Annotated in this window: 20 protein-coding genes; 12 read left to right on the top strand and 8 right to left on the bottom strand. The window is 70.4% G+C overall.

Going from position 1 to position 26,425, the window contains the following annotated elements:
- Nucleotides 1–16: 16 nt before the first annotated feature.
- The 4 genes from ACIBQX_RS49275 to ACIBQX_RS49290 all read right to left on the bottom strand — a co-directional run bounded on the left by ACIBQX_RS49275 (nt 17) and on the right by ACIBQX_RS49290 (nt 5,658).
- Entirely contained in the window at nt 17–2,509 is a 2,493-nt protein-coding gene (locus ACIBQX_RS49275; RefSeq protein WP_397017512.1) for an ATP-binding cassette domain-containing protein, read from the bottom strand.
- Between the two features lie 70 nt (nt 2,510–2,579).
- Nucleotides 2,580–3,749, bottom strand: a complete 1,170-nt coding sequence (locus ACIBQX_RS49280; protein ID WP_397017514.1) for a substrate-binding domain-containing protein — start codon at nt 3,747–3,749, stop codon at nt 2,580–2,582.
- 70 nt (nt 3,750–3,819) lie between these two features.
- Nucleotides 3,820–4,866 (bottom strand): ABC transporter permease, encoded by a 1,047-nt coding sequence (locus ACIBQX_RS49285; protein ID WP_397017516.1) that lies wholly within the window; start codon nt 4,864–4,866, stop codon nt 3,820–3,822.
- 36 nt (nt 4,867–4,902) lie between these two features.
- Nucleotides 4,903–5,658, bottom strand: a complete 756-nt coding sequence (locus ACIBQX_RS49290; protein ID WP_397017518.1) for an SDR family NAD(P)-dependent oxidoreductase — start codon at nt 5,656–5,658, stop codon at nt 4,903–4,905.
- 143 nt (nt 5,659–5,801) lie between these two features.
- Between ACIBQX_RS49290 and ACIBQX_RS49295 the strand changes: the two genes are divergently transcribed.
- The 4 genes from ACIBQX_RS49295 to ACIBQX_RS49310 all read left to right on the top strand — a co-directional run bounded on the left by ACIBQX_RS49295 (nt 5,802) and on the right by ACIBQX_RS49310 (nt 10,256).
- Entirely contained in the window at nt 5,802–6,665 is an 864-nt protein-coding gene (locus ACIBQX_RS49295; protein WP_397017520.1) for a carbon-nitrogen hydrolase family protein, read from the top strand.
- 29 nt (nt 6,666–6,694) lie between these two features.
- Nucleotides 6,695–7,669 carry a cyclase family protein gene (locus tag ACIBQX_RS49300; protein ID WP_397017522.1) on the top strand — a complete coding sequence of 325 codons (975 nt, stop codon included), beginning with the start codon at nt 6,695–6,697 and terminating at the stop codon, nt 7,667–7,669.
- 47 nt (nt 7,670–7,716) lie between these two features.
- Complete coding sequence (locus tag ACIBQX_RS49305) at nt 7,717–9,411, top strand: dihydroxy-acid dehydratase (protein WP_397017524.1); 1,695 nt, start codon at nt 7,717–7,719, stop codon at nt 9,409–9,411.
- Between the two features lie 131 nt (nt 9,412–9,542).
- Nucleotides 9,543–10,256: a GntR family transcriptional regulator gene (locus ACIBQX_RS49310; RefSeq protein WP_397017526.1), complete on the top strand. Its 714-nt coding sequence runs from the start codon at nt 9,543–9,545 to the stop codon at nt 10,254–10,256.
- Nucleotides 10,257–10,272: 16 nt separating this feature from the next.
- On the opposite strand, the gene ACIBQX_RS49315 is transcribed toward ACIBQX_RS49310, so the two are convergent.
- A complete protein-coding gene (locus tag ACIBQX_RS49315) occupies nt 10,273–11,115 on the bottom strand; it encodes a helix-turn-helix transcriptional regulator (protein ID WP_397017528.1) in 843 nt (280 codons plus the stop codon).
- Between the two features lie 150 nt (nt 11,116–11,265).
- Between ACIBQX_RS49315 and ACIBQX_RS49320 the strand changes: the two genes are divergently transcribed.
- Nucleotides 11,266–12,270: an aldo/keto reductase gene (locus tag ACIBQX_RS49320; RefSeq protein ID WP_397017530.1), complete on the top strand. Its 1,005-nt coding sequence runs from the start codon at nt 11,266–11,268 to the stop codon at nt 12,268–12,270.
- A 14-nt stretch (nt 12,271–12,284) separates the two neighbouring features.
- Here ACIBQX_RS49320 and ACIBQX_RS49325 read toward each other — a convergent pair whose 3' ends face one another.
- The gene (locus ACIBQX_RS49325) at nt 12,285–13,118 is read right to left on the bottom strand and encodes an alpha/beta fold hydrolase (protein WP_397017532.1); all 834 of its coding nucleotides are present in this window, start codon (nt 13,116–13,118) and stop codon (nt 12,285–12,287) included.
- 82 nt (nt 13,119–13,200) lie between these two features.
- Between ACIBQX_RS49325 and ACIBQX_RS49330 the strand changes: the two genes are divergently transcribed.
- Nucleotides 13,201–13,653, top strand: a complete 453-nt coding sequence (locus ACIBQX_RS49330) for a MarR family winged helix-turn-helix transcriptional regulator (RefSeq protein ID WP_397017534.1) — start codon at nt 13,201–13,203, stop codon at nt 13,651–13,653.
- 105 nt (nt 13,654–13,758) lie between these two features.
- Here ACIBQX_RS49330 and ACIBQX_RS49335 read toward each other — a convergent pair whose 3' ends face one another.
- On the bottom strand, nt 13,759–14,562 hold the full coding sequence (locus tag ACIBQX_RS49335) for a glycerophosphodiester phosphodiesterase family protein (protein ID WP_397017536.1): 804 nt from the start codon (nt 14,560–14,562) through the stop codon (nt 13,759–13,761).
- Nucleotides 14,563–14,868: 306 nt separating this feature from the next.
- Between ACIBQX_RS49335 and ACIBQX_RS49340 the strand changes: the two genes are divergently transcribed.
- From ACIBQX_RS49340 to ACIBQX_RS49365, 6 genes are all read left to right on the top strand, one after another.
- Nucleotides 14,869–15,354, top strand: a complete 486-nt coding sequence (locus tag ACIBQX_RS49340) for a SigE family RNA polymerase sigma factor (protein ID WP_397017538.1) — start codon at nt 14,869–14,871, stop codon at nt 15,352–15,354.
- Nucleotides 15,351–16,499, top strand: a complete 1,149-nt coding sequence (locus ACIBQX_RS49345) for a hypothetical protein (RefSeq protein ID WP_397017540.1) — start codon at nt 15,351–15,353, stop codon at nt 16,497–16,499. Before ACIBQX_RS49340 ends, ACIBQX_RS49345 begins: the two co-directional genes overlap by 4 nt.
- A 170-nt stretch (nt 16,500–16,669) precedes the next feature.
- Nucleotides 16,670–17,602, top strand: a complete 933-nt coding sequence (locus ACIBQX_RS49350) for a sulfotransferase domain-containing protein (RefSeq protein WP_397017542.1) — start codon at nt 16,670–16,672, stop codon at nt 17,600–17,602.
- Between the two features lie 25 nt (nt 17,603–17,627).
- On the top strand, nt 17,628–18,842 hold the full coding sequence (locus ACIBQX_RS49355; RefSeq protein ID WP_397017544.1) for a peptidogalycan biosysnthesis protein: 1,215 nt from the start codon (nt 17,628–17,630) through the stop codon (nt 18,840–18,842).
- A 50-nt stretch (nt 18,843–18,892) separates the two neighbouring features.
- Nucleotides 18,893–20,563: a non-ribosomal peptide synthetase gene (locus tag ACIBQX_RS49360; protein WP_397017546.1), complete on the top strand. Its 1,671-nt coding sequence runs from the start codon at nt 18,893–18,895 to the stop codon at nt 20,561–20,563.
- 19 nt (nt 20,564–20,582) lie between these two features.
- Nucleotides 20,583–25,643, top strand: a complete 5,061-nt coding sequence (locus ACIBQX_RS49365) for an SDR family NAD(P)-dependent oxidoreductase (RefSeq protein ID WP_397017548.1) — start codon at nt 20,583–20,585, stop codon at nt 25,641–25,643.
- Here ACIBQX_RS49365 and ACIBQX_RS49370 read toward each other — a convergent pair.
- Nucleotides 25,624–26,322, bottom strand: a complete 699-nt coding sequence (locus ACIBQX_RS49370) for a thioesterase II family protein (protein ID WP_397017550.1) — start codon at nt 26,320–26,322, stop codon at nt 25,624–25,626. The two genes, ACIBQX_RS49365 and ACIBQX_RS49370, sit on opposite strands and share 20 nt — an antisense overlap.
- Nucleotides 26,323–26,425 lie beyond the last annotated feature (103 nt).

The following is a 26,425-nucleotide window of genomic DNA, read 5'->3' on the forward strand; positions in this document are numbered from 1 at the left end:
CGGCGCGACACCCTCCTTACGCTCGTGCCGCGCGGACCTGCGAGTAGATGGCCGTCGCCGCCAGCGCCATGAGGCCGAGCATCCAGTACTGCCACGCCTGTGACAGGCCGAGGAACACCGTGGTGTTCTGGATGAGCTGCAGGAGTACGACTCCGAAGAGGACGCCGATGAAGCTGCCCCGGCCGCCGAAGATCGAGGCTCCGCCGAGGACGACGGCGGTGATGCTGGCCATCGTGTAGCTGACGCCGGCGGTGGGGTCGCCCACGCCGATCTGTGCCATCAGCAGCAGCGCGCCGAGCATGGTGAGCAGCGCGCTGACGAGGTAGACGACGAGGTGGACGCGGGCCACCGGGATTCCCCGGTTGCGCGCGGCATGCTCGGACGAGCCGGTGCCCCGCAGCCGGAGCCCCATCATGGAACGCCGGGACATCACTTCCAGCAGAATGAGGACGGCGGCACCGACGATCACCGCCCAGGGGACGGGGCCGATGCGCGCGCCCAGCGCGTCGGTGATGGTGCTGGAGATCGACCCTCCGGGCGAGTCACGCATGACCAGGGAGAATCCCTGAAGCGCGGTGTAGGTGACCAAGGTGGCGACCACCGGTGTCACCCGGGCATATCTGACTATCATCCCGTTGCCCAGTCCCACACCGGCCGCCGCGAGGATCATCAGCACGAATCCCAGGATCCACCACCCGGCTCCGTACCCGTCGAGGACGTAGAACGAGGCGATGACCACGAGCGTCCCGCTCAGGGGACCGACCGACAGGTCGATTCCTCCGGTGAGCATGACGATGAGCTGCCCGGCGGCGAGGAAGAGCACGGGCGCCACCAGCCCGAGCATGCTGGCGATGTTGAATTCGGACAGGAAGCGGTCGCTCCTGGTGGCGCTCACCAGGGCCAGCAGCACGATCGCGGCCGCAAGGAACACGCTGGGCGCCTGCTCGCTGGAGAGCAGCCGGCGGAACCGGTCGAGCGGCCCCGTACGTCGTGCCGGCCCGGTGGCCGCCGAGGTCTGATCCGACGTCGCCGCGGTGAGGGACGCCTCGGTGATGGCGTGCTCGGAGATCTGGTCGCCGGTCAGTTCGCGGACGACCTGCCCTCGGGAGAACACCAGCACCCGATCGCACAGCCCGGCCAGCTCGACGTTGTCGGAGCTGAGCACGACCACCGGCGTTCCCGACTCGGCGGTGGAGCGGAGCCGGTGGTAGATGTCGGAGCGCACACCGACGTCGATGCCCTGGGTGGGTTCGTCGCACAGCAGCACCTTGGGCGCGGAGAGCAGCGAACGGCCGAGTACCACCTTCTGCTGGTTTCCTCCCGACAGGTGGTCCACCGCGGAGTCGGGTGAGGCCACCTTGATGCCGAGTTGCTCGATCTCCTTGGCCACCACCGCGTTCTCGGCCGATCCCCTGACCACGCCGGCGACGGCGGTCTGGTTCGTGGCGGCGACGCCCAGGTTCTCCTTGACGGAGAGTACGGTCGCGACGCCCTCGACGTGCCGTTCCTGGGGCATGAGCACCACCCCGGCGCGGCGGGCACGTCGGGGGCTGCCGAGCTCGACGGTGCGGCCGTCGACGGTGATGTCGCCACCGGTGACCGGGTCGGCTCCGCCGAGCGCGCGGATGAACACGCGCTGGCCGTTGCCTTCCACGCCGGCGAGACCGAGGACCTCGTTGCGGGCGAGCGTGGTGGTGATCCCCCGGAGCCGGTCCGAGCGGAGATCGCGCACCTCCATCACGACATCGCCGACGGAAGGGGGACGCGGCGGGAACAGCGCGTCGATCTCCCGGCCCGCGATGCGGGTGATGATCTCCTCCTCGGTCACCTCCGAGGCGAGGAAGGTTCCGCGTATCTGCCCGTCGCGGAGCACGGTGAGCCGGTCGGACAGGGCCATCACGTCGGGCAGCCGGTGGCTGATGTAGACCACGGCCATCCCGCGGGCGGCGGCCTTGCGTACCTGCTCGAACAGCCTCTCGATCTCGGCCACCATGAAGGGCTCGGTGGGCTCGTCGAGGATCAGGACGCCGGGCTCGCAGGCCAGGGCCCCGCAGATCTCGAGCGCCTGCTTCTCGGCCAGGGTCAACCGGCCGGCCACGGCGGCCGGGTCGATGTCCATCCCCATCGGGAGCAGTCGTTCCCGAGCCCAGTCCTGAGCGTCGCCGAACGACGGCCGGAGCCGCTTCGGCACGCTCAGCAGCAGGTTCTCGGTGACGGTGAGGTCGGGGAGAAGCGCCGGATGCTGGAAGGCGATGGCCAGGCCCTGCTCCCGTGCGGCGATCGGGGACAGGTGCCGCATCGGCTCGCCCGCGATCTCGACGGTGCCCGCATCAGGTGCCAGCGCTCCCGACGCCACCGCCATGAGTGTGGACTTTCCGGCCCCGTTACCTCCCACCAGGGCATGTATCTCGCCCGGGTGCACCTGAAAGTCGACCGCGTCGAGCGCGACGACGCCGGGGAAGCGTTTGGTCACCCCACGGAGAACCAGTCCAGCTGTCGAATCGACCATGCGAAGGATCACTCCTCACTCCGGCTCATCGCCTCCGCCGGGCACGCGCCCGGCGGAGGGCAACGAGCGATCAGCTGTAGGCCTGCTTGAGCTGCTCCGGCGTGAGCTCGGAGGACAGGATCGCGCTGGCGGGAAGGGTGGGGTCACACTTCGGGGGCTTGGACTCGTCGAGCGTGTTCTCGAAGATCGGGATGTTGATGATCTCGGGCTCGTCGTTCTCGATTCCCTGGTGCGCGGCGACGGCCTTGCGCAGTGCGAGGCGGATGATCCAGGTACGTGCCGACACCGTCACGCTCTGGAAGGTCGGGTGCTTGTCCGCGTTCTCCTTCCAGGCGCACGCGAAGCCGTTGAGGTCGTTGGCGGTCCACAGCGGCAGCGGCCGACCAGCCTGGAGGAAGGCGCGGATGCCGCCCAGTGACGCGTCACCGGAGTCGGTGATCACACCGTCGATGGCCGGGTACTTGGTGAGCAGCCCGGACACGACCTTCTGCATCTGCGCGGGGTTCCAATTGGTGTCGATCGGCTTGCCCGGCTCGTTCAGCAGCTTGACCTTCGCGCAGGCGGCGTTCTCCTTGAGCTCCTTCTCGATGCCGACCATCTCGGTGAGGCTCTGGGTGTTGCCCGGTGTGCCGCCGAGGAAGATGACGTTCCCGCCCTTGGTGCCGAGTGACTCGCACATCCAGCGGGTCCAGGTCACGCCGTCGTTGACGGTGTTGTGGCCGACGAACGAGGTGTAGTCCGTGCCGGGCTTGCCGCCGGGGTTCGCCGTCCACGGCACCACCTGCACGCCGGCCTTGTAGGCCTCACGCAGTGTCGGCAGCAGCGCCTCTCCGGCGTCGGGGAAGACCACGAGGGCCTCCACGCCCTGAGCGACCAGGGCCTTGACGTCGCTGATCGCCTTCTGCGGGTTGTTCTGGCCGTCGGCGTAGGGCAGCACGGTGATGTTGGGGCACTTGCTCGCCTCGTCCTCGAACTCGGCGCGAGCCGTCTTCCGGAAGGCGTTGTCGCCGGTACCGTCCGCGAGCGCCACTTTCACCGGCTTGGTGCCGCAGAAGTCCTTCATGGGGCGAAGCTGTGAGACGTCTCCGATTTTGGCCGCATTGTCGTAGACGGCCTCGACACCGCCCTCGGTGGCGTTCGACGTGCCCGGTCCGCCGGCGCAGCCCGCCGCGCCGAGGGCGGCGAGGGCCAGGACGGCGGCTGAGCGGCGGGCCAGGGATCGGGGTCTGGAGAAAGTCATGGGGATCTCCTGTCTGGGGGACATGGGTGAGCGGGACGCGGCGGCTAGAGCGGGCGGCTAGGGCGGGCGGCTAGGGCGATGGCAGCGTGGCCGCGGGATCGGGGGCGCGGCCTCTCAGCCGCGCGCGGATGGAGCCCCACGGCACCCCGCGGGCCACCACGCTCAGCGCGAGTACGGCCGCCTGAACGAGGAGCTGGGTGGCGGTGGACGCGCCGGCGGCGAGGACCACCTGGTCCAGCTGGGTGAGGAACAGCGCGGCGACAGCGGTGGCGGCCAGGTTGGTGATGCCGCCGGACAGCAGGCTTCCGCCCAGGACGACGGCTGCGATGGTCGGGAGGAGGTAGGTGTTGCCGAGCAGGATGTCCGGGGTCCGCAGATAGCCGGCGAGCAGGGCTCCGGCCAGTGCGTAGCAGATGCCCGCCCCCACGTACGCACCTATCTCGTAGGAGCCGGTGGGCAGGCCGAGCAGTCGCGCCGCGGGCCGTCCGGCGCCGACGGCGATGAAGCGCCGGCCGAGCACCGTGTGCCGGATGATCCAGTGCGCGAGGCCGACGACCACGACCGCGACCAGGAGCAGGTTGGGGATGCCCGCGACGGATCCGACCGCGAACGCGCTCAGCGTGGCGGCGGCCGAGGCGGGGAAGCCGTTGGAGACCTGCAGGACCACGCCGATGAGGATCGAGTTGACCGCCAGGGACGCCACGAACGCCGCGATGGACAGCCGGACCACGGCGAACCCGATGACCAGGCCGCCCAGCGCGCCCACGACCAGTGCGAGCGCGACGGCCGCCCAGACCGGGACCCCCGATCCGGCGGGGAGTTTGGTCGCGAGCACCGCGGCCAGCGCCATCCCGCCGGGCACCGACAGGTCGATGCCGCCATGGGCGACGACGAGGGTCTGCCCGAGCGCGGCGATCGCCATCACCGCAGCGAACGGAAGCATGGACAGCACGGCGGATCCGGAAAGGCTGCCGGGCGAGATCAGCGGGCTGGCGGCGAAGAGCAGCAGGGTGATCAGCCAGATCGAGGAGAACCGACCGGCCTTGAGGCGACGCAGATCGATCAGCCCGCCAGGACCGGCGCGCTCGGCCGGCGGCAAGGTCGTACGGTGCGACATTGACGAGTACCTTCCGGGAAGTCTGCGGGTCTGTGCTCAGATGGCGGTGTAGCCGCCGTCTACGGCCACGTCCGCGCCGGTCACGAAGCTGGCGGCGGAGCTCAGCAGGAACGTGACCACCTTGGCCACCTCGTGCGGGTTGGCCAGGCGCGCGATCGGGTGGCCGGCGATGAGCCGCTGCCGGGCGGCGTCGGGATCCGGCTGGGAGCCGAGGTAGGTGGCCAGTTGCTCGGTGGCGACCGAGCCAGGGCTGACGACGTTGCACCGGATCCCTGAGGCGGCGTAGTCGACGGCGATCTGGCGGGACAGTTGCAGCACCGCTCCCTTGGAGGCGCAGTAAGCGGCCTGGCCGGGCAGGCCGACCGTCCCGGAGATCGAGGAGAGGTTGACGATCGACCCGGGCGTCCCCTGGGCGAGCATCGCGCTCACCACGTTCCTGCACAGGAGGAAGGTGCCGGTCGCGTTGACCGTCATGACCCGGTTCCACTCGTCGAGGGTGGTGTCGACCAGTGGTTTCGCCACGATCGTGGCGGCGCAGTTGACCAAGCCGTCGACTCGGCCCCACCGCTCGGTGGCGACCCGTACGGCACGGGCGACCGCCTCCTCGTCGGTGACGTCCAGGCCGTGTGCCAGAGCGTCGCAGCCGCTGGAACGGAGTTCGGCGGCGAGCCGTTCCACGAGTTCGACGCGTTGATCCGTGAGGAGGACGGACGCGCCGGCCGTCGCGCATTCGCGCGCCGTCGCGGCGCCGATCCCGCCTCCAGCACCGCTGAGGATCACTACTTCTGGCACAACTTGGCCCTTCTCCCATGGAATGTCCGATTCGATCGGGCCACCATTGCATGCAGCGTGCAGCATGTCAACGACTTGACGTGCTGCATGCTGCATGCCACTCTGCCGGGTATTCCATAACCACCGCACCCAGGGATGGCACGTTGACCGGCTCACCTACTGAAAGCGGCGTCCTGATCGGTGTCGCCCAGATCAGCGTCGACCGGACGGACGTGGCGGCCAACGTCGATCGGGTCGTCCAGACCGTGCGGGACGGCGCGACGGCCGGGCATCAGCTCCTGGTCTTCCCCGAATGCGTGCTCACCGGATACCTGTTCGGCTCCCGCGCCGAGACGCGCGCCGCCGCGATCAACGCCGCGGACCCCAGGATCGGCCGCATCGTGGAAGCCTGCGGCGAGAACTCCACGACCGCGGTGGTGGGCCTGCTGGAGGAAGCGGACGGGCACGTCTACAACTCGGCCCTGGTGCTCGGACCTTCCGGGATCATCGGCCGCTACCGCAAGCAGCACCTGCCGTACCTCGGCGCGGACCGGTTCGTCGACCCGGGCGCCGATGCGGCGCCCCGGGTGGCCGACACCCCCTTCGGCCGGGTCGGCGTGATGATCTGCTTCGACCTGCGGTTCCCCGAATCGGCCCGGGAGCTCGCACTCCAGGGCGCCGACGTCATCGCGATGCCCACCAATTGGCCCCTGGGGTCGGACATGCTCGCCGACCACATGACGCGGGTACGCGCACTGGAGAACCTGGTCTATCTCGCGGTGGCCGACCGCGCCGACTTCGAGGTCGGCACCCGCTTCATGGGCAGAAGCCAGATCATCGCGCCGTCCGGAGCGGTGCTGGCCGACGCGGGTCAGGACGAAGGGCTGTTCGGCGCGGTGATCGACGTCCACGCCGCCCGGACCAAGCGGCTGATCAAGAAGCCGGGCGAATTCGAGCTTCCCGTGTTCTCCGGCCGCCGGCCCGAGATGTACGGCGAGCTCATCCGCCCGATGACCTCGGGCCAGTAACCGGATCGAACAGGAAGGCGGGCACCACCATGTGTGGACCGGCGCTCATCAGCGAAGCGACCAGAAACAAGATCGCGGCGTACTGTGCGGAGTTCCGCGAGGTCAGCCGCAGCCCTTTCGGTCCCGACGACGAGATCGGCATGCTCAACCTGCTCACCCCGGAGGCCTCGCGTGCCGTGCTGGCCCGGGCGGACGGCGGCAGCGTCATCGACCTGTCGGTCGACTACTTCGTCGGCATGCCCTCGTGGACGAAGGCCGGCGACCCGAACTTCCAGCAGTGGATGACGCACACACCCGCCGGCACGGTCCTGGACGACATCACCGGGGTGGGCCGCGCGCAGAACGAGCTGGTCTCCTACTCGGGTGACGCGATCTCGATGTACACCCACTGCGGAACGCACATCGACACCCTGAACCACTTCGGGTACAACGGCCAGATCTGGAACGGGTTCTCCGCCCAGGAGCACATCAGCTCGCGGCACTGGACCAGGTGCGGCGCGGACAAGATCCCTCCCATCATCGCCCGCGGGGTGCTGTTCGACATCGCCGCCCTGCACGACACCGACGTGCTCCCGGACAACTACGGGATCGGCGCGGACGATCTGCGCGAGGCCATGCGCCGCCAGAATGTCGAATTCCGGCCGGGTGACGTGGCGCTGGTCCGTACCGGCCGGATGCGCGCCTGGCCCGAGATCGACGCCTACATCGACAACAGCCCTGGACTGAACCTGGACGGCGCCCGGTTCCTCGCCCGGCTGGGTGCCTCCGTCATCGGCGGCGACACTCTCGCCCTGGAGCAGATGCCCGGCAAGGACGAGGAGAACTGGCAGGTCGTCCACACCTATCTCCTGGGGGAGGCGGGCGTTCCCATCATGGAGGTGGTCGACTGCGAGCAGATCTCGGCCGAACGGCTCTACGAGTTCGCCTTCGTCGCCGCCTCCATGAAACTGCGCGGTGCGACCGGTGCTCCGATGCGCCCGCTGGCCATGCCGCTGCGCCCCTGATGCCGCCGGCCCTCTCTTCCCGAACCAGCCAGACCCCGGAGGTCCACATGCCCGCCCGACCGACTGAATCGGCCATCGACCGGAACCATACGTCCTACGGCGATGACGGTTTCAGCACGTACCTGCGGCGTGCCTTCCTTGCCTCCAGCGGGTACGACGACGAGGCGCTGGACCGGCCGATCATCGGCATCGCGGTGACCAAATCCGACTACAACACCTGCCATCGCGACATGCCGGCCCTGCTCGAGGCCGTCAGACGGGGCGTCCTGGAGGCCGGCGGCCTGCCCATGGACTTCCCGACCATCTCGCTGGGGGAGATCCTGACCTCCCCGACGACGATGCTGTTCCGCAACCTGCTCGCGATGGACACCGAGGAGATGATCCGCGCCCTTCCGATGGACGCCGCCGTTCTGCTCGGGGGGTGTGACAAGACCGTACCGGCCCAGCTCATGGCCGCCGCCTCCTCCGACAAGCCGGTGCTGCTCGAGGTGGTCGGACCGATGATGACCGGCAGCTGGCGAGGCGAGCGGCTCGGGGCCTGCACCGACTGCCGGCGATTCTGGGGCAAGCACCGCGGCGGGGAACTCGATCAGTCCGAGATCACCAGCGTCCGCAACGAACTCGTGTCGACCGCGGGCACCTGCGGGGTCATGGGCACCGCGTCCACCATGGCCTGCCTCACCGAGACCCTCGGCATGATGCTGCCGGGCGGCGCCACTCCCCCGGCGGCCACCGGCGCCCGCCTCCGGCACGGCGCCGAGACCGGTCGCCGCGCCGTCGAACTGGCGCGGTCGGGAGGTCCCCTTCCCCGCGAGATCCTCACCCCGGCCGCCTTCCGCAACGCCATCCGGGTGCTCTCGGCGATGAGCGGATCGACGAACGCGCTGATCCACCTGATCGCGGTCGCGCGGCGGGCCGGAGTGGAACTCAGCCTCGAGGACTTCGACGTGGTCGGCGCCGACGTGCCGTTCCTGGTCGACTGCAAGCCCGCCGGATCGGGATATCTGGAGGACTTCCACCGATCCGGCGGACTTCCCGCGCTGCTCAAGGTCCTCGAACCCCTGCTTGAGCGGGAGACCGTCGGGGTCACCGGGGAAACCCTGGGCTCGCTGATCGCCGAGAGCCCCGCCCGCGAGGACTGGCAGACGACGATCCGCCCGCTGGAGGACCCCCTCGGCGCGGCGGGGAGCCTGGCGGTGCTCCACGGCACGCTCGCGCCGGGCGGAGCGGTCATCAAGTCGGCGGCCGCGAGCCCGCACCTGATGAACCACACCGGACCGGCCCTGGTCATCGACTCGGCTCAGGACGCCCAGCGGATCCTTGACGACCCGGACCTGGACGTCACCCCCGACCACGTACTGGTGCTGCGCAACGCGGGACCCATCGCCGCGGGCATGCCCGAAGCCGGTGCCCTGCCCATCCCCGCCAAGCTGGCTCAGGCCGGGATCAGGGACATGGTGCGGGTCTCCGACGCGCGGATGAGCGGCACTTCCTACGGCACCGTCGTGCTGCACTGCGCCCCGGAGAGCGCCGCCGGAGGGCCGATCGCGCTCGTCCGCGACGGCGACCTCATCAGGCTGGACGTCGCGGCGCGGCGGCTCGACCTCCTCGTGGAGGAGGATGAACTGGAGCGGCGGCGCGCGGACTTCACCCCGCCCGAACTGCCCGAACGTGGTTGGCGGAGGTTGTACGCGCAGACCGTCCTGCCGGCCAGCGAGGGAGCCGACTTGTCGTTCCTTTGATCTCTTGAGTGGCAGTGTTGCATGTTGCATGCCACATCCTTGTTCTGAGTGATATCGTCTCGGCCGACCAAGGCGTTCCGGACCATCCGGCGAGGCGCTGTGCGGACCGACTGACCGGGAGCCAAGTCCAAATGGAGCAGATCTCGACGGACCAGACGTCGCTGGCGGCCCAGACCTTCGAGGCAGTCCGCCGGGCCATCGTCTCCGGCGAGCTCGCACCCGGCACCTTGCACTCCGTGGTGGAGATCGCCGCTCAGCTGGGCGTGTCACGGACACCCGTCCGCGAGGCCCTGCTGCAGCTCGCCACGCACGGGGTGGTGCGGTTCGAGCGGAGCCGGGGCGTCCGGATCCTTCAGATAGCGACCCGCGACATCGAAGAGATCTACTCGCTCCGCTTCCTGCTCGAAGTCCCCTCGGCCTATCGTGCCGCGACCATGATCACCGACGCTCAGGTGGCCCCGATCTCGAAGGCGCTCGAGAGGATGCGGCAGGCCTGCGAGACCGGCGACGAGCGGCTGTTCCAGGAAGAGGACGTGAAGTTCCACGAGCTGATCCTGGACGCCGCGGGCAACACGCGGGTGACCCAGTCCGTCGCGACGATGCGGGCGCAGATGTCGGCACGTGGCCTGTCCACCACCAAGACTCGGACCCTGTGGGACATCTGGCGGGTCCACGAACGCATTTTCCTGCGCATCCAGGCCCGGGACGACCAGGGGGCCGCGCAGGCCATGCGTGATCACCTTCTTGAGACCACGCGGCTGCTGCTGACCCAGTCGACCGGTGACCCGGAGGCCGGCGCCGCCTTCACCCCTCCTGTGCTTCCCGTCTTCACCGACGATCACTAGCCCCCGGCGGAGTGGTTCAGCTACGGGTCAGGGCCTGGAGACCGACCACGCGCAGCAGTTCCAGCCGCTCGTAGGACCTGCTGCCCGGGCGGGCGGTGTAGACGATCAGGCGTTGGTCGTGCTCCGGGTTCAGCAGCACCTCACAGTCCAGCTCCAGTAGGCCGACGACCGGATGCAGGAAGCGTTTGACGTCGGTGCGGCGTACGGCGACCTGGTGGGTGTCCCACAGCGCCGAGAACTCCTCGCTGCGGGCACGAAGCCGGCGTACGAGCCCCGCCAGCCGCGCGTCGTCCGGGCGGCGGGCGAGTGTGGCGCGTAGATCCGCCACTACCGCGAGGGCGGCACGCTCATGGTCCTCGGCCGGGAAGAGTTCCCGCGTGGAGGGGTCCGTGAAGTAGCGCCAGGCGATGTTGTGCTCCGCCTCGGAGCGGGCGGACGCGTCACCGTGGAGCGCCCTGGCCATCGCGTTCTGCGCGAGGACGTCACCGCGGTCGCTCACCACCTGGGCGGGAACATCGGTCAGCCGGTCGAGAACGAGGAGCAGGCCGGGGCGGACGTGCTCCGTGGTCGGCCGGTTGCGCGGGGGCTCCTCGCCGGCCAGATGGAAGAGGTGGTCCCGTTCGTCGCCGGTCAGCCGCAGCGCGCGGGCGACGGCGGCGAGCATCTGGCGGGACGGGCGTGAGCCCCTGGCCTGCTCCAGCCGCGTGTAGTGGTCGGTGGACATGTCCGCGAGCTGCGCCACCTCCTCGCGGCGCAGTCCCGGGGTACGACGCCGCGCTCCCTGCGGCAGCCCCACGTCGGCGGGGGAGAGCCGGGTACGGCAGCGGCGCAGGAAGTCGGCCAGTTCGGTTCTGTCCACACCTCCACCATGCCCTGTGCCGCCGGCCGCAGCCAGGGACCGCCCGTCCCCGGACAGGGACGTCTCTCCCGCCGGCGCCCGCACGGCCGCATGCTGGCAGCTCGGATTCGGCAGCGCTGTTCGGCGCTTCTACCGGGAGGAAGATTTCGCATGCAGTACCGCACGCTCGGCGGGACCGGGATCAAGGTCAGCCCCTATGCGCTCGGCGCCCTGATGTTCGCCACGTCCGTCGGCAACCCCGATCCCGGCGACTCGGCCCGCATCATCCACAAGGCGCTGGACGCGGGAATCAACCTCATCGACACCGCCGACGTTTACGGCGACTCCGAAGAGGTCGTCGGCGACGCGCTCAAAGGACGACGGGACAACGTCGTCCTCGCGACCAAAGTGAGCCGCCCGATGGGTGACGACCCCAACCAGCGAGGCGCCTCTCGGCGCTGGATCATGACCGCGGTCGAGAACTCGCTGCGCCGCCTGCGCACCGACCACATCGACCTCTACCAGATCCACCACCCGGACCCCGCCACGGACATCGAGGAGACGCTCTCCGCGCTCACTGACCTGATCCGCAGCGGGAAAGTCCGTGCGATCGGGACCTCCGCGATGCCGGCGTCCGACATCGTCGAAGCCCACTGGGTGGCCGAGCGGCGCGGCCTGGCACGGTTCCGCACGGAGCAGCCGCCGTACTCGCTGCTCAACCGCGGCATCGAACGCGAGGTGCTGCCCGTCGCCCAGCGCCATGGGATGGGCACGCTGGTGTGGGGCCCGCTCGGGCAGGGACTGCTCACGGGGCGCGTCCGCAAGGGCGGGCAGAACGAACTCCGCCGCGCCGGCTTCTTCCGGCACCTCAACGACGAGCGCCGCCTCGACACCGTCGAGCGGTTCATCACGCTCGCCGAGGAGGCGGGCCTGCCGCTGACCCACCTCGCCATGGCGTTCACGATCGCTCATCCCGGCGTGACCAGCGCGATCGTCGGGCCGCGCACGATGAGCCACCTCGACGACCTGCTCGCCGGCGTCGACGTGGCGCTCACCGACGACATCCTCGACCGGATCGACGAGATCGTCCCGCCGGGCACCGACGTCGGCACGCTCGACCAGGCGTACGTGCCGCCGGCCCTCCAGCAGGCGAGCCTCCGCCGCCGGACGGGGTAGCGGCAAGGAGTCGATCAGCCGGCCGGAGCGTGCAGGATCTCCCGCAGGCGCGCGGCGTACGCGCGAGGGTGAGTGGTGTTGCCGTTGTGCCCGCCGGGGAATTCGGTGAGCTCGGTGCCGAGCAGGCCGGCCAGTTCCTGGGCGCAGCGGTGGTCGAAGACGGTGCGCGCGGTGGTCCGGCCGGCGGCGGGCACGATACGGGTGCCGGTGAAGGGCAAGCCGGCGGCAGGGAGGGTGGCGCCGATGACGGCGGTGAAGTCGTGTTCGATGAAGAACCCGAAGTTGGCGATCCGCTCGGGGGTCATCGGCTGCGGGGTCAGGTCCGGCTCGGCGCCGGGGTTGGCCGGGTCGATGCCCAGCACCTCGGCGACGACCTTGAGCGCCGGGGCCAGTCCTTCGCGGCGGTAGAGCCGCTGGATGCCGGCCAGCTCGGCCTCATGGTGGATGCGTTCGGCCGCCGGCAGCAGGTGGGGGGTCACCGGCTCGTGCGCGATGAGCGTGCTGATCTGCCCGGGGTGGTGGAGCGCCAGGTGCAGGCCGATGGCGGCGCCCATGCTGCAGCCGAGCATCGCCGCCGGCTCGTCGGTCAGCTCGGCCAGGAGCCGGTGGACGTCGTCGGCATGCTCATCCATGGTCACCCCGCGGCCCGGCGCGTTCAGCGTGCTGCGGGACAGGCCACGCCGGTCGTATGTGATCACCGTGTACGTGTCGGTGAGCTGGTCGACCAGGTCGATGCTGCGGTCGGCGTCGCCTTCGCCGCTCTGGGAGATCAGCAGCAGGGGGCCGGTGCCGCGCACCTCGTAGTAGAGGGTGGCGCCGGGGACGCGCAGGTGGGCGGTCTTGGTCATGACAGGTCCTCTCGTTCGGGGAGTCGCGGTGAACCATATTCCATCAAAACTGATACATCAAAAATGATGTATATTGGCTCATATGAACGGAGTCGACCTGTTCCTCCTCGGACGCACCCTGATGAAGATCGGCGAGGAGGCCTTGCCCACCGAAGGACTGGACGACCAGCCGGGCAGCATCCGGACCGTGCTGATCGTGGTCAGTGACGTCCGCACCCACCCGGGCAGCGCGATCAGCGACATCGTCACCCGCACCGGCCTCCCCCAAAGCGCCGTCTCAGCGGCCGTGGCCCGGCTCCGCGAAGCCGGCGCGATCGTCACCGAACCCGACGCCCGCGACCGCCGCCGCCTGCTCGTCCAGCCCGTCCCCGAGACCTCCGCCCGCGTGAAAGAGGTCCGCGCCACCACCATCGACACCGTCCTGGCCCAAGCCATGGACACCACCGACCCGCACCAGGTCGCCGACGTGGTCTCACTCCTCGAAGAACTCGCGCGACGCCTGACGCCTCAAGCCCTCACCCGCCTGCACAGATGACGGAGACACGCCGGAACGCAGCCTGCGGTCGAACGCCTCAGCGACGGCGGCGGCGCGGTCGTTCCCCCCGGGCGTCATCGACTCAGGCCGTGCACGCGCTCAGCGCTAGCCGCACCTGCCGTTGAGCCAGGCGCGGTACTCCCTGGTGTAGTTCGTCATCACGCTCTTCGGCGCCTGGTTCAGCACCTCCTGCCATCGGCCCGCGTTGCCGCTCCAGACGGGCGGCGGCTCCTCCCAGCCCACGCCGTCGGTCCAGCGAGCCTCCGATCCCTTGAGCAGGCCCGGGTGACGCCTGGAGAGCTCGGCCTGGACCCAGGAGTCCTGGGAGTAGACGAGGATGCGTTGCGAAGCCTGGCGTTCCTTGATCGGATCCGAGATCTCCTTCCAGGCGGCCGCCGCGTACGCCGGGTCGGACAGCACGGCCTTGGTCTCGGGCTTGACCTCCAGCAGGGCGATCAGACCGCGCGAGCGCACGTGGTCGAGCCACTGCCGCAACGTGTAGACCTGCTCCCCCTGGTACGGGCCACGCGCGATGCGGCGATCGCGCAGGTTGTCGCTTCCGGCCGCCCACCAGATCGCGGTGATGTTCTTCCGGGTGCCCGTCAGCCCGTTGGTGGTGGTGTTGTGCCACATGACGGCCTTGGTGCCCTGCTGGGTGAGCTGGACGTCGCCTTCCACGCCGTCGGCGCCCCAAGTCTTCTGGTCGTTCAGGGCTCGGACGTTGTTGGGCTGGCGGACCTGATCCCGGTCCCACGGATTCGGACCGGAGGGATAGCCGCCGTGCCCGAAGACCGGCGGGCAGGCGAGCGCGCTCGCCGTCGACGTCCGCGCGTGCGCGGGGGGCAGGACGGCCACGAAGGTGATCACGGTCAGCGATGCGACGAACGCGGCCTTCGTCCTGATCGTCATACGACTCCGTCCGTGGGGCTGGACAAGAGGGTGATCCGGATGATCAGCGTAGGCGTCAGACCCCACGTGATCAAGAGCGAGAGCTCCTACGGGGCGCGCCGCTCGGTTCAGGGCACGGCTCCGGCTCGGGGCCCGGCCCGGTCATGCGCTCCGGCTCGGCTTGAGCAGGCCCTGTGCCTCGTAGTAGCGCAACTGACGTGCATCGAAGTGTTCCGCCGGCCCCTCGACGGTGTAAGCCGGTCAGTGCCGTATAGCTGATTTCGGAAAAGTCCCAACCGTTCACCCCCTCTCGGACGTCTTGTCTACATGACGGATTCCGAGGCGTTCGAGGCCTTCGTCGCCGCCTGGCACCCGCGGCTGCTGCGTGCCGCCATTCTCATCAGCGGTGACAGGCATCTGGCCGAGGACGTGCTCCAGGATGCCCTGATCAAACTGGCGCGCCGCTGGTCGAAGGTGCATACCGACCCGGTCAACTACGTGCGGACCACCTTGTACAGGGAGGTGGCGTCCAGGTGGCGGAGGCGTCGGGAGTTCCCCTACGAGGAGCCGCCCGACCAGGCGGACCACGACACCTCGGGAGCGTCGGACCTGAAGGTGGTGTTCGCCCGCGCGCTGGCCAGGTTGCCGGTGAAGCAGCGGGCGGTGCTGGTGCTGCGCTTCTACGAGGACCTGCCCGTCGGGGAGGTCGCGGCGATCCTGCGGGTGTCGGCCGGGACGGTGAAGAGCCAGACGCACGCGGCGCTGAAGCGGTTACGCGAGGTCGCTCCCGAGCTGGAAGAGGTGTTGATATGACGGACCAGAGGCTGCGGGAGCTCTTCGACGATCTCGCCGGGACTCTGCCCGAGGGGTCGTCCCGCGCGGGTGAGCTGTGGCGGCAGGGCACGCGGAGCCGTAGCCGCCGCCGGTGGACGGTCGCCGCGGCGGCCATGACGGTCGCCGCGCTCGTCGTGGTGGGGATCGTCGTGTCCCCGGAGCCGGTGGAGCGCGGCATCACCGTCTATCCCAGCGTCACCCCCACGCACACGATCCCGCCCGCCCCCGTCATGGACACAGCGCCGCCACCCAGCGGTGAGGCGGCGCTGCCCGCGTCCGCGACCGCGCTGCCGGAGAGGTGGGCCGGCATCCCCGTCGTGACCGCGGTCTCCGGACCCGTCCTGGCGCTGGCCGAGTTCGGCGACGGACGGATCTACGTCATGAGAGCCGACGGGCGCGTCCCGCTCGAGGTGAAGCTGGGCTCGGCCGGCAACGGCGGGACGCCGCTGAAGCCCAACTCGCTCGCCCCCGACGGGACGATGGCCGCCTTCCCGCAGAAGGACGAGGTGGTGGTCGTCGACCTCGTGATCGGCCGGGCCAGGCGCTACCCGGTGCCGGGGCACAACGAGATGGTGCTCTGGCGCGGCGAGCGGCTCCTCGTCGAGCAGAAGGAGGCGAACTACCTGCTCGACCTGGCCACGGGGAGGGCGCAGCGGCAGCCGTACAAGGGCTTCGCGGGCGTGGCGGGCTATCGCGACCTCAGGATCGTCTCGTCCGACGGCGGCCGGACGGTCGTCCAGGAGGGCGGGTCGGAGGTGGAGCTGGACGTCCGGGGCGTCACCGACGAGGGCGGCCGGCCCGTGGGCGACCACGGATGGCAGCGCGACGGCCTCGTCGCCAGGTCCGCGCCCGCCCACCACGACCTGGCGGACAGAGCCGACGTGGTCGTCGTGGCCGACACCGCCACGGGCCGGCTGGTCAGGACGATGCTCCTGCCCTGGGGCGATTCGCCCGGCATGAGGTGCGGGAAGGGCGGCTGCCCCGTGCGCGGCTGGATCAGCCCTGGCACGGTGATCATCGAGAGCGGGGACCGGCTGCTCGGCTGGAACGTCGGCACCGGCGCGCTGTCACGCGTCGCCGACCTGTCCGATGATGTGACCGCCTACTCCCTGCGCAGCGGGTGAACGGCCCGGCCGATCGCCGCACGAAAGCGGGTCCATTTCATTTTGGAATGTTCCCACCAGGCACTTCGCCGGATAAAACGCCTCCCCTACCAGGTGTGATTGTTATCCGGAAAGCGCACAGAAAATCACATACCTTCCTTTACTCCCATAGTGTGATTAAACTCACGCCAATGACGACGCATCTAGCCCGTTACCTCACACCGATGGAGGACAGCTCCCGGTGGGACGGTTTCGAATTCCGGCCTGGCGACATTGTCATCAATTCTCCGGCGAAGTGCGGCACCACCTGGACCCAGACGATCTGCGCGCTCCTGATCTTCCAGACGCCCCGGCTGCCTGCGCCGCTGTCGAGCCTCTCCCCGTGGATCGACATGCTCGTACGTCCGAAGCAGGAGGTCTGGGACCACCTGGCCGCGCAGCGGCACCGCCGTTTCATCAAGACGCACATCCCGCTCGACAGCATCCCGGCCGATCCGCGGGTCACCTACATCACGGTCGGACGGGACCCGCGCGACGTCGCCATCTCCCTGCGCAGTCACGGCAGGAACCTCAAACGTGACGTCATCCGCCGGCTGATCCACCAGGCCGCCCACCCCGGCGACGCGGCGGCCAAGGTCCCGGTCGACGGACATGACGACAGGGATCTCCTCGACGAACGGACGTACCTGTTACGTTGGGTGGACATCGACGACTCGCCGTACGTCAATCTCGACTCGCTGCGCGCGCTGATCTGGACGCAGAGCCGCGCGTGGATGCGCCGCGCGGAGCCGAACGTCATCCTGCTGCACTACGCCGACCTCTCCGCCGACCTCGCCGGCCAGATGCGACGGCTCGCCGAACGGCTCGACATCGAGATCGACGAGAGCGTCTGGCCGGAGCTGGTCGAGGCCGCCACGTTCCAGCAGATGCGCAATCGCGCGGCCGATCTCGCACCCGACGAGCAGCTGGGCTACATCCGCGATCGTGAACGCTTTTTCCGCAGCGGCAAGTCGGGCCAATGGGAGCAGTTCCTCACCGCTGAGGATCGAGCGCACTACGACCGCCGGATAGCCGAGCTCGCGGAGCCGGACCTGCTCGAATGGCTCCATCACCGGGCCGGCTGACCGCCGTGCCCAGGAGAGCACGGCGATGACGCCGGAAGTACCCGGCCTCGTGACGGTCGAGCGCGTCCCCTCGCTGGCCGACGTCGACGGGCGGGCGTGGAACGACGTCGCCGACCCCCGGGACCTGTTCCAGAGCCGTACGTGGCTGCGGGCTCTGGAGCGATCCGGTGAGGGCCCCGTCACGTACCTGATCGCCCGCGAATCCGGGCGTTCCCGCATCCTCGGCGCCCTTCCCCTCTATGAGTCGCTCCCCAGTCATGGTGACTACCTGTATTGGCCGGAGCTCCACTTCCAGGACCTGCTCCGCGCCGCGGGTCCGCTCGACGGCCGGCTGGGCCTGCTGGCCGGTTCCCGCGCGGGATTCGGTACGCGGCTCATCGTGGACCGCACCCTGCCGGATCTGGCCAGGACAGAGGTCCTGCGCGCGCTTCGGGACGCCGCCGGCGCGGTCGCGGCCGACCGCGGGCTCCCGTACACCTTCTTCCTGTTCCTCGACGCCTCCGCCTGGAAAGACCTCGGCCCGGTCGTCGGCGACGGCGATCACCACCGCCTGGCGAACGTCGCGCAGACGGAGCTGGAGCTCCCCGGTGCGGGCTTCGACGATTACCTCGCGACGCTGCCACGGAACACACGCACCAGCGTCCGCCGGGAGGTGGGGCTCTTCACCAGGGACTGTGCGACCGAGACCGTCCCCCTCCGTGCGGCCATCACGACCATCGCGCCGATGATCGTGCACGTGCGGGCCAAGCACGGGATGGCCTACAGCGTGGACGCGGTCACCCGGCGCCTGTCGGCGTACTCGTCCGCGCTGGGGGACGCCTCGTCGGTGGCCGTGCTGTGCCGTGTGCGGGGTCGTGTCGCCGGCGCCGGGGTCATGTGCCGCTGGCATGACCGGCTGTACGTGACGGACTTCGGCCGCCTCGACGACGACGCGCCGGACCCGTTCGTGTACTTCAACGCGGCGATCTACGAACCCGTCAAGCACGCCTACGCGGCAGGGCTGTCGAGAGTCGTCACCGGCGCCGGGGCGGAGCTGGGCAAGGCCAGGCGTGGTTCGGCAGTGCTCCCGCTGGTGCACCTGGCATGGGCGGCGGCCGGCGGCCCCTCGGACCGCGCGGCCGGAGGCCGCCCGGACCGCCGGATCGGCACCGCGCCGGCGGAGGACCGCAAGGAGCACTGGCGCAAGCTGCGCGGCACTCACCCCAGGTACTTCCACCCGGTCTGGGATGAGTTGTTGTGACGCGACATCGATCCGATGGGCCGGACGCCGAGCCCGCGAGGGAGGCCAGCGTGGGTGACGAGGATGAGACCGAGCTGAGTGACATGATCGGCACAGCCGCACCCGGACTTCTCGGACGGACGCCTCGTGACCTGAGCGGGGTCGCCCTCGTCCACGAGGGGCGTGACATCACCTTCGGCGACATCGCCGCACTCAGCGAGGACGTCCGCCGCGTGGTGCGAGGTCACCGCCTGCAGGGTCGCGTGGTGGGCGTGCCGGCGGACCGGAGCCCGGAGTTCGTCGCGCGGATCGTGGGGCTCTGGAGCGCGGGCGCCGTCCCGGCGATCCTCGGGGACTGGGGTGCTGAGCGGGTGCGCGGAGCACTGATGGCCACCGGCGCCGCGGCGACCTTCGGACCATCCTCCGCCCCCACCGGCCTGGACCCGCTGGACACCGCCGGGAACGACGGCGCGGACATGGGAGAAGTCAGTCATATCCTCTTCACGTCCGGCACGACGGGGAGGCCGAAAGGGATCGCCGTCGGCCGAGCGGCCTTCGAGGCCGCCAGTGTGGCGTTCTTCAAGGAACTGCCCATGGACGAATCCGATCGGATCGCCTTTCTCAGCAGACCCGGCCACGACCCGAGCCTGCGGGAGCTGATCGCGCCCTGGCTCACCGGTGCGACGTTGTTCGTTCCTGACGGCCGCACGACCTCGGATCCCCGGCTGACGGCGGCCTGGCTGGCGGAGCACTCCATCACCGTGCTCCAGGGCTCGCCGGTCCTGCTCCAGCTCATGGCGGGCTCGTCGAGACCGCCCGTCGACAGCCTGCGGCTGGTCTGCTCGGTGGGGGCACGACTCAAGGCCTCGGCGCTGCGGTCGACGGCACGGTTCGCCCCACGTGCCACCATCGTCAACTGCTACGGCGCGTCGGAGACCCCGCAGGTCCTGTGCATGCACCAGATACCGCCCGGCGAGGGGGACGCGATCGAGGACCCGGTCCCCATCGGCCGCGCGCTCGGCCATGCCACGGTCCGGATCGTGTCCGACGGTGCGGGTCCGGAAGGCCGGCTGCAGGTGGAGGCCGCTGCCTGCGCACTCGGCTACACGGACGGAACCCCGCTGCTGGCTCCCGGCCTTGACGGCCGGCGCTGGTACGACACCGGCGACATCGTCCGCCGCCTGCCGGACGGCACGCTGTGCTTCCTCAGGCGGGCGGACCGGCAGGTCCAGGTCAACGGCACGCGGGTGGAGCTGGACGAGATCGAGGGCGCGGCCGCCCTGGTTCCCGGCGTCGTCGGCTCGGTGGCGACGTTCGTCGAGGACGGCGCGGGGGCCGGATCCGTGCGTCTGACCGTCGTACGGGACTCCGTGACGGCGGTCGACGGCGAGGAGCTTCGTGCGGTCCTCCGCGACCATCTGGACCCCGCGGTCCTGCCGTCGAGCATCGAGGTGCGCGACTCGGCACCGGAGAACCACGAGCCGGCCCCACCGGCGGCCGGGGACGCCGCGGCGCTGTGGGAGGTGCTGCAGGAGTGCGCGCGATCCGCTCTCGGCCAGGACCGGATCGACCCTGACGGCGGCTTCTTCGAGACCGGCTTCACCTCGATGTCCCTCATGCGTTTCGTGTCCGAGGTCTCCGTCCGTCTCGGCACGGAGATCTCCCCCGTGCTGGTCTTCCGGTATCCCACCCTGAAGGCTTTCGCCGATCACCTGCTGGAGCACCTGGACGACTCGACCTGACCTCGGAGGGGCGGACGATATGGGTAACCTCGTTGAGCCGATCGCGATCATCGGGATGGCCGGTCGTTTCCCGGCGGCGGCCGACACCCGGCAGCTCTGGCGCAACCTCGTGGCCGGGGAGGAGGCGGTGCGCTTCCCGTCCGAGGACGAGCTCCGGTCGAACGGCGTGTCACGCGAGGCGCTGGACGACCTGGCCTACGTGCGGGCGGTGGCGGAACCCGAGGGCATCGACCTGTTCGACGCCGGGTTCTTCGGCCTGACCCGGCGTGAAGCCGAGGCGTGCGACCCGCAGTTGCGGCTGTACCTGGAGACCGCGCACGCCGCCGTCGAGAACGCCGGCTATGACGCCCTGGGACTCGGCAGAGCGGGCGTGTTCTCGTCGGTCGCCGCGAACCGCTACGGGATCGGCCGCGCCCTCGGGAGCCTGGAGGCGCTCCGGAGTGCCACCGGCATGGCGGCCGGCATGTGGAACAACCCCGACAGCGCGTCGACGCTCGTGTCGTACAAGCTGAACCTGAACGGCCCCAGCATGACCGTGCAGACGGCGTGTTCGAGCTCGCTCGTGGCCGTACATCTCGCCGTGAACGCGCTTCGGCTCCACGAGTGCGACGTCGCGCTGGCCGGCGGCGCCGACGTCGAGTTCCCCGTCGGTCACGGGTACTGGTGGGCCCAGGACGGCCCGCTGAGCCGGGACGGCCACTGCCGTCCCTTCGACGCGGCGGCCAGCGGCACGATCTTCGGCAGCGGCGTCGGCGTCGTGGTCCTCAAGCGGCTGGCCGACGCCGTGGCCGACGGCGATCGGATCACCGCGGTGATCCGGGCCGTGGCCGTCAACAACGACGGCGCGAACAAGGTCGGCTTCACCGCGCCCAGCGCCGATCGGCAGGCGGAGGTCGTGCTGCGAGCCATGGAGGCCGCCGGCGTGGGGCCCGGGGACATCGGGTACGTGGAGGCGCACGCGACCGCGACCCGGCTGGGCGACGCCATCGAGATCGCAGCGCTGCGGAAGGCGTTCAGCGCTCGGGCGACGTCCGAACCCGGGCTGTGCCCCATCGGGTCGATCAAGGGAAACGTGGGCCATCTGGGGCACGCGTCGGGGATCACGTCGCTGATCAAGGCCGCGCTGTCGCTGGACCACGAGCAGATCCCCGCGAGCATCAACGTCGAGCAGGTGAACCCGCTCCTCGAACTCGAACGCTCACCGTTCCGCGTCAACGACACGCTGCGGCCCTGGCCCCGATCGGCCGGCCACCGGCGCCTGGCGGGCGTCAGCTCCTTCGGGATCGGCGGCACGAACGCGCACGCGATCCTCGAAGAGGCGCCCGTCCGCCCGGCCGACCCCGCTCCGGAGCCACCACAGCTGATCGTGTGGTCGGGACGGACGCCGGCCGCGGCCGAGGCCTACCCGGAGCGGCTCGCCCGATCCTTCGCGGAGAGCGCGGACCCGCTCTCCGATGTCTCGTTCACGCTGCGCCAGGGGCGCACGCCGCACCCGGTCCGAGGCGCTGTGGTGGCCGAGAGCATGTCCGACGCGGCCTCGGCCGTGCTCGACGACGCCAGGCGCGTCGTCACCCCGGAGGACCAGGTGGACCGGAGCACCGTGTTCCTGTTCCCGGGAGAAGGGGCGCAGCACGCCCACATGGCGGCGGAGCTCTATCGCACCGAGCCGGCGTTCGCCGCGGCACTCGACGAGTGCTTCGACCTCTTCGAGGCCGGCGGCCTGCCCGCGCGGCAGCTCCGGTCGGAGGCGCCGGAGGGCCTGGTGGGCACCGCTTCGCTCTTCAGCGTCGAGTACGCGCTGGGGCGGCTGTGGCTGGCCCTGGGCATCGAGCCCGGCGCGCTGCTCGGCCACGGCGTCGGGGAGTTCGCCGCCGCGGCCATCGGCGGGGTGTTCACCCTCCCGGATGCGGTGCGGCTGGTGAGCGCCCGAGCGCGAGCGCTGGACGGGCCGCCCCCGGTCGCGGCCGTGATGAGCGCTGCCGAGCGGTTCCGCCCGGCCTTCGACGGCATCGAGCCGCGCGGTCCTCGCTGGAAGCTCTACGCCGCGTCCACGGGCGGCCTGGTGGAGCCGGCACAGGTGAGCAGCGTGGACTTCTGGAGCCGGCAGCTCACCCGGCCCGTCCTGTTCGATCGGGCGCTTGACGCCGTGTTGTCCGACGGCGCCCGGGTGCTGCTGGAGGTGGGACCCGGGCGGACGCTCACCACCTTGGCACGCGCACATCCTGAGGTGCGCGCCAAGCGGCACCTGGCGGTGCCGACGCTCCCCAGCGGGCCGTCGAAGGGCGCGACCGAACGCAGCTCGTTCCTGCACGCGCTGGCCCGGTTGTGGACTCTGGGCGCGGAGGTGAACTGGTCGTCGCTGACCGCGACGGGTCCTCGTGCACGCGTGCCTCTGCCGGGCTACCCGTACCAACGCGAGCGGTACTGGATCGAGCGGGCGTCCCCGAGCGTCCCCGTCGCCGAGGCGGCAGCGGACCGTGCGGCGGTGTTCCGGCTGCCTGCGTGGGTGGAGGCCGCCCCGGCCGCGCGCCACGACACCGGCGCCGGTGAACGGTCACGTCCCCTGGTGTTCCTGCCCGGCGACGCGCGACGAGCCGGCGAGCTGGTGGCCCTGCTCGACAGGGCCGGATGGGACGCGTTACGGGTCCGGCCCGGTTCCTCCTATTCCGGAGCGGCGGACGACTTCGTGATCCGCCCCCGGCACCCGGAGGACGTCGTCCGGCTCCTCGACGAGCTGCGGGACTCACGGCGCTACCCGGAGCTCATCATCGACGCGACGCAGCTCGGAGCCCCGGCCGAACCTGACCTGAGCAGCATCGACGGCCAGCTCGACGCCGGTTTCCACCGCATCGTCGAGCTCCTGCAGGAAGCGGCGCGACGGTCGCCCGACAAGCGCGGCCGCCACGTCCTGGTCGTCACCGAGCTGTCCGCGGACGTGACGGGCGGCGAGACCGTGCACCCGGTGCGGGCCATGCTGCTCGGCCTCCTGCGCAGCTACATGCTCGAGAACCCGCGCGCCCGGTGCAAGCTCGTCGACGTCCAGGGCGACGTGGCCGGCGATCGGCTCCTCGCGGAGCTGCGCGGCCTCGAACGATCGGAGATCGTCGCCCTGCGGGGGGACCGGCGCTGGATCCCGGGCGAGCGGGAGCTCGTCCCTGACGGTACGGGCCCCGCCGCCCTGCGTCCCAGGGGCGCCTACGTCATCACCGGCGGACTCGGCGGACTCGGCCTGGCCGTGGCGCGCGGCCTGGCGGACACCGGCCTGCGGCCACGGTTGCTCCTGCTGGGGCGCCATCCGGGCGGACACGACGCCGAGCTTCGCGAGATCCGGGCCCTGGGAGCCGAGTGCCGCGTCGAGGCGTGCGACGTGACCGACGTCGACGCGCTGCGGCGGGTGCTCGACCAGGCGTCGGACGCCTTCGGAGGCATCAACGGGGTGTTCCACCTCGCCGGCGTGGCGGGAGGGGGCATGCTGCGATTCCGCACGCGGGCGCAGGTGTCGGCGACACTCGCGCCGAAGGTTCACGGCACACTCGCCCTGGTCGAGGCACTGCGGGGGCGGGCGGGCCTCGACTTCTTCGTGGCCTTCTCCAGCCGCGCGGCGCTCAGGGGCTTGGTGGGCGGTGCCGACTACGCGGCGGCGAACGCCTTCCTCGACGCGGTGGTGCGCCGGCAGCCGTTGGCGGGCTGCGCCTCGATGACCGTCAACTGGCCGTCCTGGGCCGAGGTCGGTATGGCCGCCCGCCAGGGGCGGCAGGCCGGAGATGTGCGCAGGTGGTCGACCCCGCTGTCGGCCGAGGACTATCCGATCCTGGACGAGCACCGGCTGGACGGTGTGCCGGTGCTGCCGGGCACGGCCCAGGTCGACTTCGTCCTGCGCGCCTTCCACGAGGCGATCGAACCCGCGAACGGGCGTCCCGCGCAGCTGCGCCACATGGTCTTCCGGCAGCCGATCACCACCCCGGAGCCCGTGTCACTCGAGGTCGGCTTCGAAGCCGACGAGGACCTCTGGCGATTCACCGTGCGCACCTCGCCGCTCGCGTCGTCCTCCGGCTCGTCCGGCGACTACCGTGTGCACACGACGGGTGAGATCCTGCTGGTGGACGCCGGCGCGGGCAAGGTGGACCTGGACGGGCTGCGCGCGTCGCTGCCCGAGCGGCGGATCCCCGTGAACGATCCCGGCAACCGGCTGTTCACCATCGGCCCACGATGGCCCGGCGAGGAGATCTGGATGTCCGGGGACGACCTCGGCACGAAGCTCGCCGTACTCACCTTTCCCGAGACGTTCGGCCATGAGCTCGGCGAGCACGCCCTGCATCCCACCCTCCTGGACGCGGCGGTGTCACTGGCGCGCGACCCTGACCACGAGCCTCCGCACGCGCCCTTCGCGTACCAGTCGATCGTGGTGCACCGGTCGATACCGGGGCTCGCGTACAGCCACATCCGCCGGCGCCCGAGCGGTTCGGACACGATCGTGGCCGACATCGACGTGCTGACGGCCGGCGGTGACGTCGCCGTCGAGGTCAGGGGCTTCACCATGCGCCGCGTCGACGAATCCATGGTCGCCCCCGAGACCTCTCGTGAGGAGCGGGGCGCCGAGGCCGGGATCACGCCCGAGACCGGTGTCGGCATGATGCTGCGCATCCTGGGCCGGCCCGGTCACCGGCAGGTGGCGATCACCCTGCCGGGGCAGGACGCGGTCCTGAGGCACTCCGAGGACCTGCCGGCCGACGCCGAAACCGACACCGCAACCGGCACCGACACCGGCACCGGCACCGCCGACGAGCGGCCGGCGGCGTCGGCCGGGGCACGGGCGGAGGCCGGTTCACCCGGGACCACGGACGCGGCGTCGATCGAGGCCCGGCTGACGGACCTGTGGTGCGCCGCGTTCGGTGTGGAGTCGGTCCACCCCGAGGAGAACTTCTTCGATCTGGGCGGCGACTCCTTCACCGCCGTGGGGCTGGTCGAGGAGATCCGCAGGGGTTTCAGCGTGGACATCGGCATCGCTGCGATCTTCGACCATCCGACGGTGGCCGAGCTGGTCGCCGAGCTGCGGCGGCTCAGCCACGAACCTTCCTGACCCACGCGCGGAGGGTCTCCGAGGGCAGCTCCTCGACGATCTGGTGGCCGCCGTCGATCAGGTGAACCGACAGCCACTCCGTCGTGTAGTGGCTCCAGTCATCGAGGCACTCGGTGTTCCAGGAGCTCGCGTCATCGGCGGCGCCGACCGCGATGATCGGCGCGTTGAGCTTCGGGCGCGGATCTGACTCCAGATAGCGATTGAGGAGCTGGTACTCCGACCGCCAGAGACGCGCGTACTCAGGAAGAGCCGCCGTGTCCCTGATGTGGGGCGGCACCTCGAGCTCCTCGGCCAGGGCCCGGTCCGGCAGCTCCGCCAGCGGCGACGACGGCGTGCGGTGCGGCGGGTACTGACACATGAGGACGGTCCCGCGAAGCCGTCCCTCCAGGCGCTTGCCCGCCTCCAGGCAGACGAGCCCGCCCATGCTGTGGCCCACGAGCACGACATCCGTGACACCGGAGTGCGTGATGAGGGCGGCGAGCGCCGCCCCGCGCTCGTCGATGGAGGGCACGCTCATCGGCTCGCTCCAGTTGGCCCGGTGGATGACAGGTGCCCCGTCCGGCTCGTTCCACCGGTCCACGAATTTCGTCCGGCCTCCCAGTCCGGGAACGAAGATGACGGCCTGGTCACCATCGAGTGCCGGGCTGACGATGTAACGCGCAAACTCCTGACCACCCACGTCATCAGCTCCTATTGACCCCATTGACAAAGTGCGAAGACCGCCGCACCAATCATTTGGCGAAGCCTAACCCCGATCCCGGACGGGCTCCAGATATCGCACC

The sequence above is a fragment of the Nonomuraea sp. NPDC049714 genome (assembly GCF_044465295.1).
In the GTDB taxonomy this organism is placed as follows: domain Bacteria; phylum Actinomycetota; class Actinomycetes; order Streptosporangiales; family Streptosporangiaceae; genus Nonomuraea.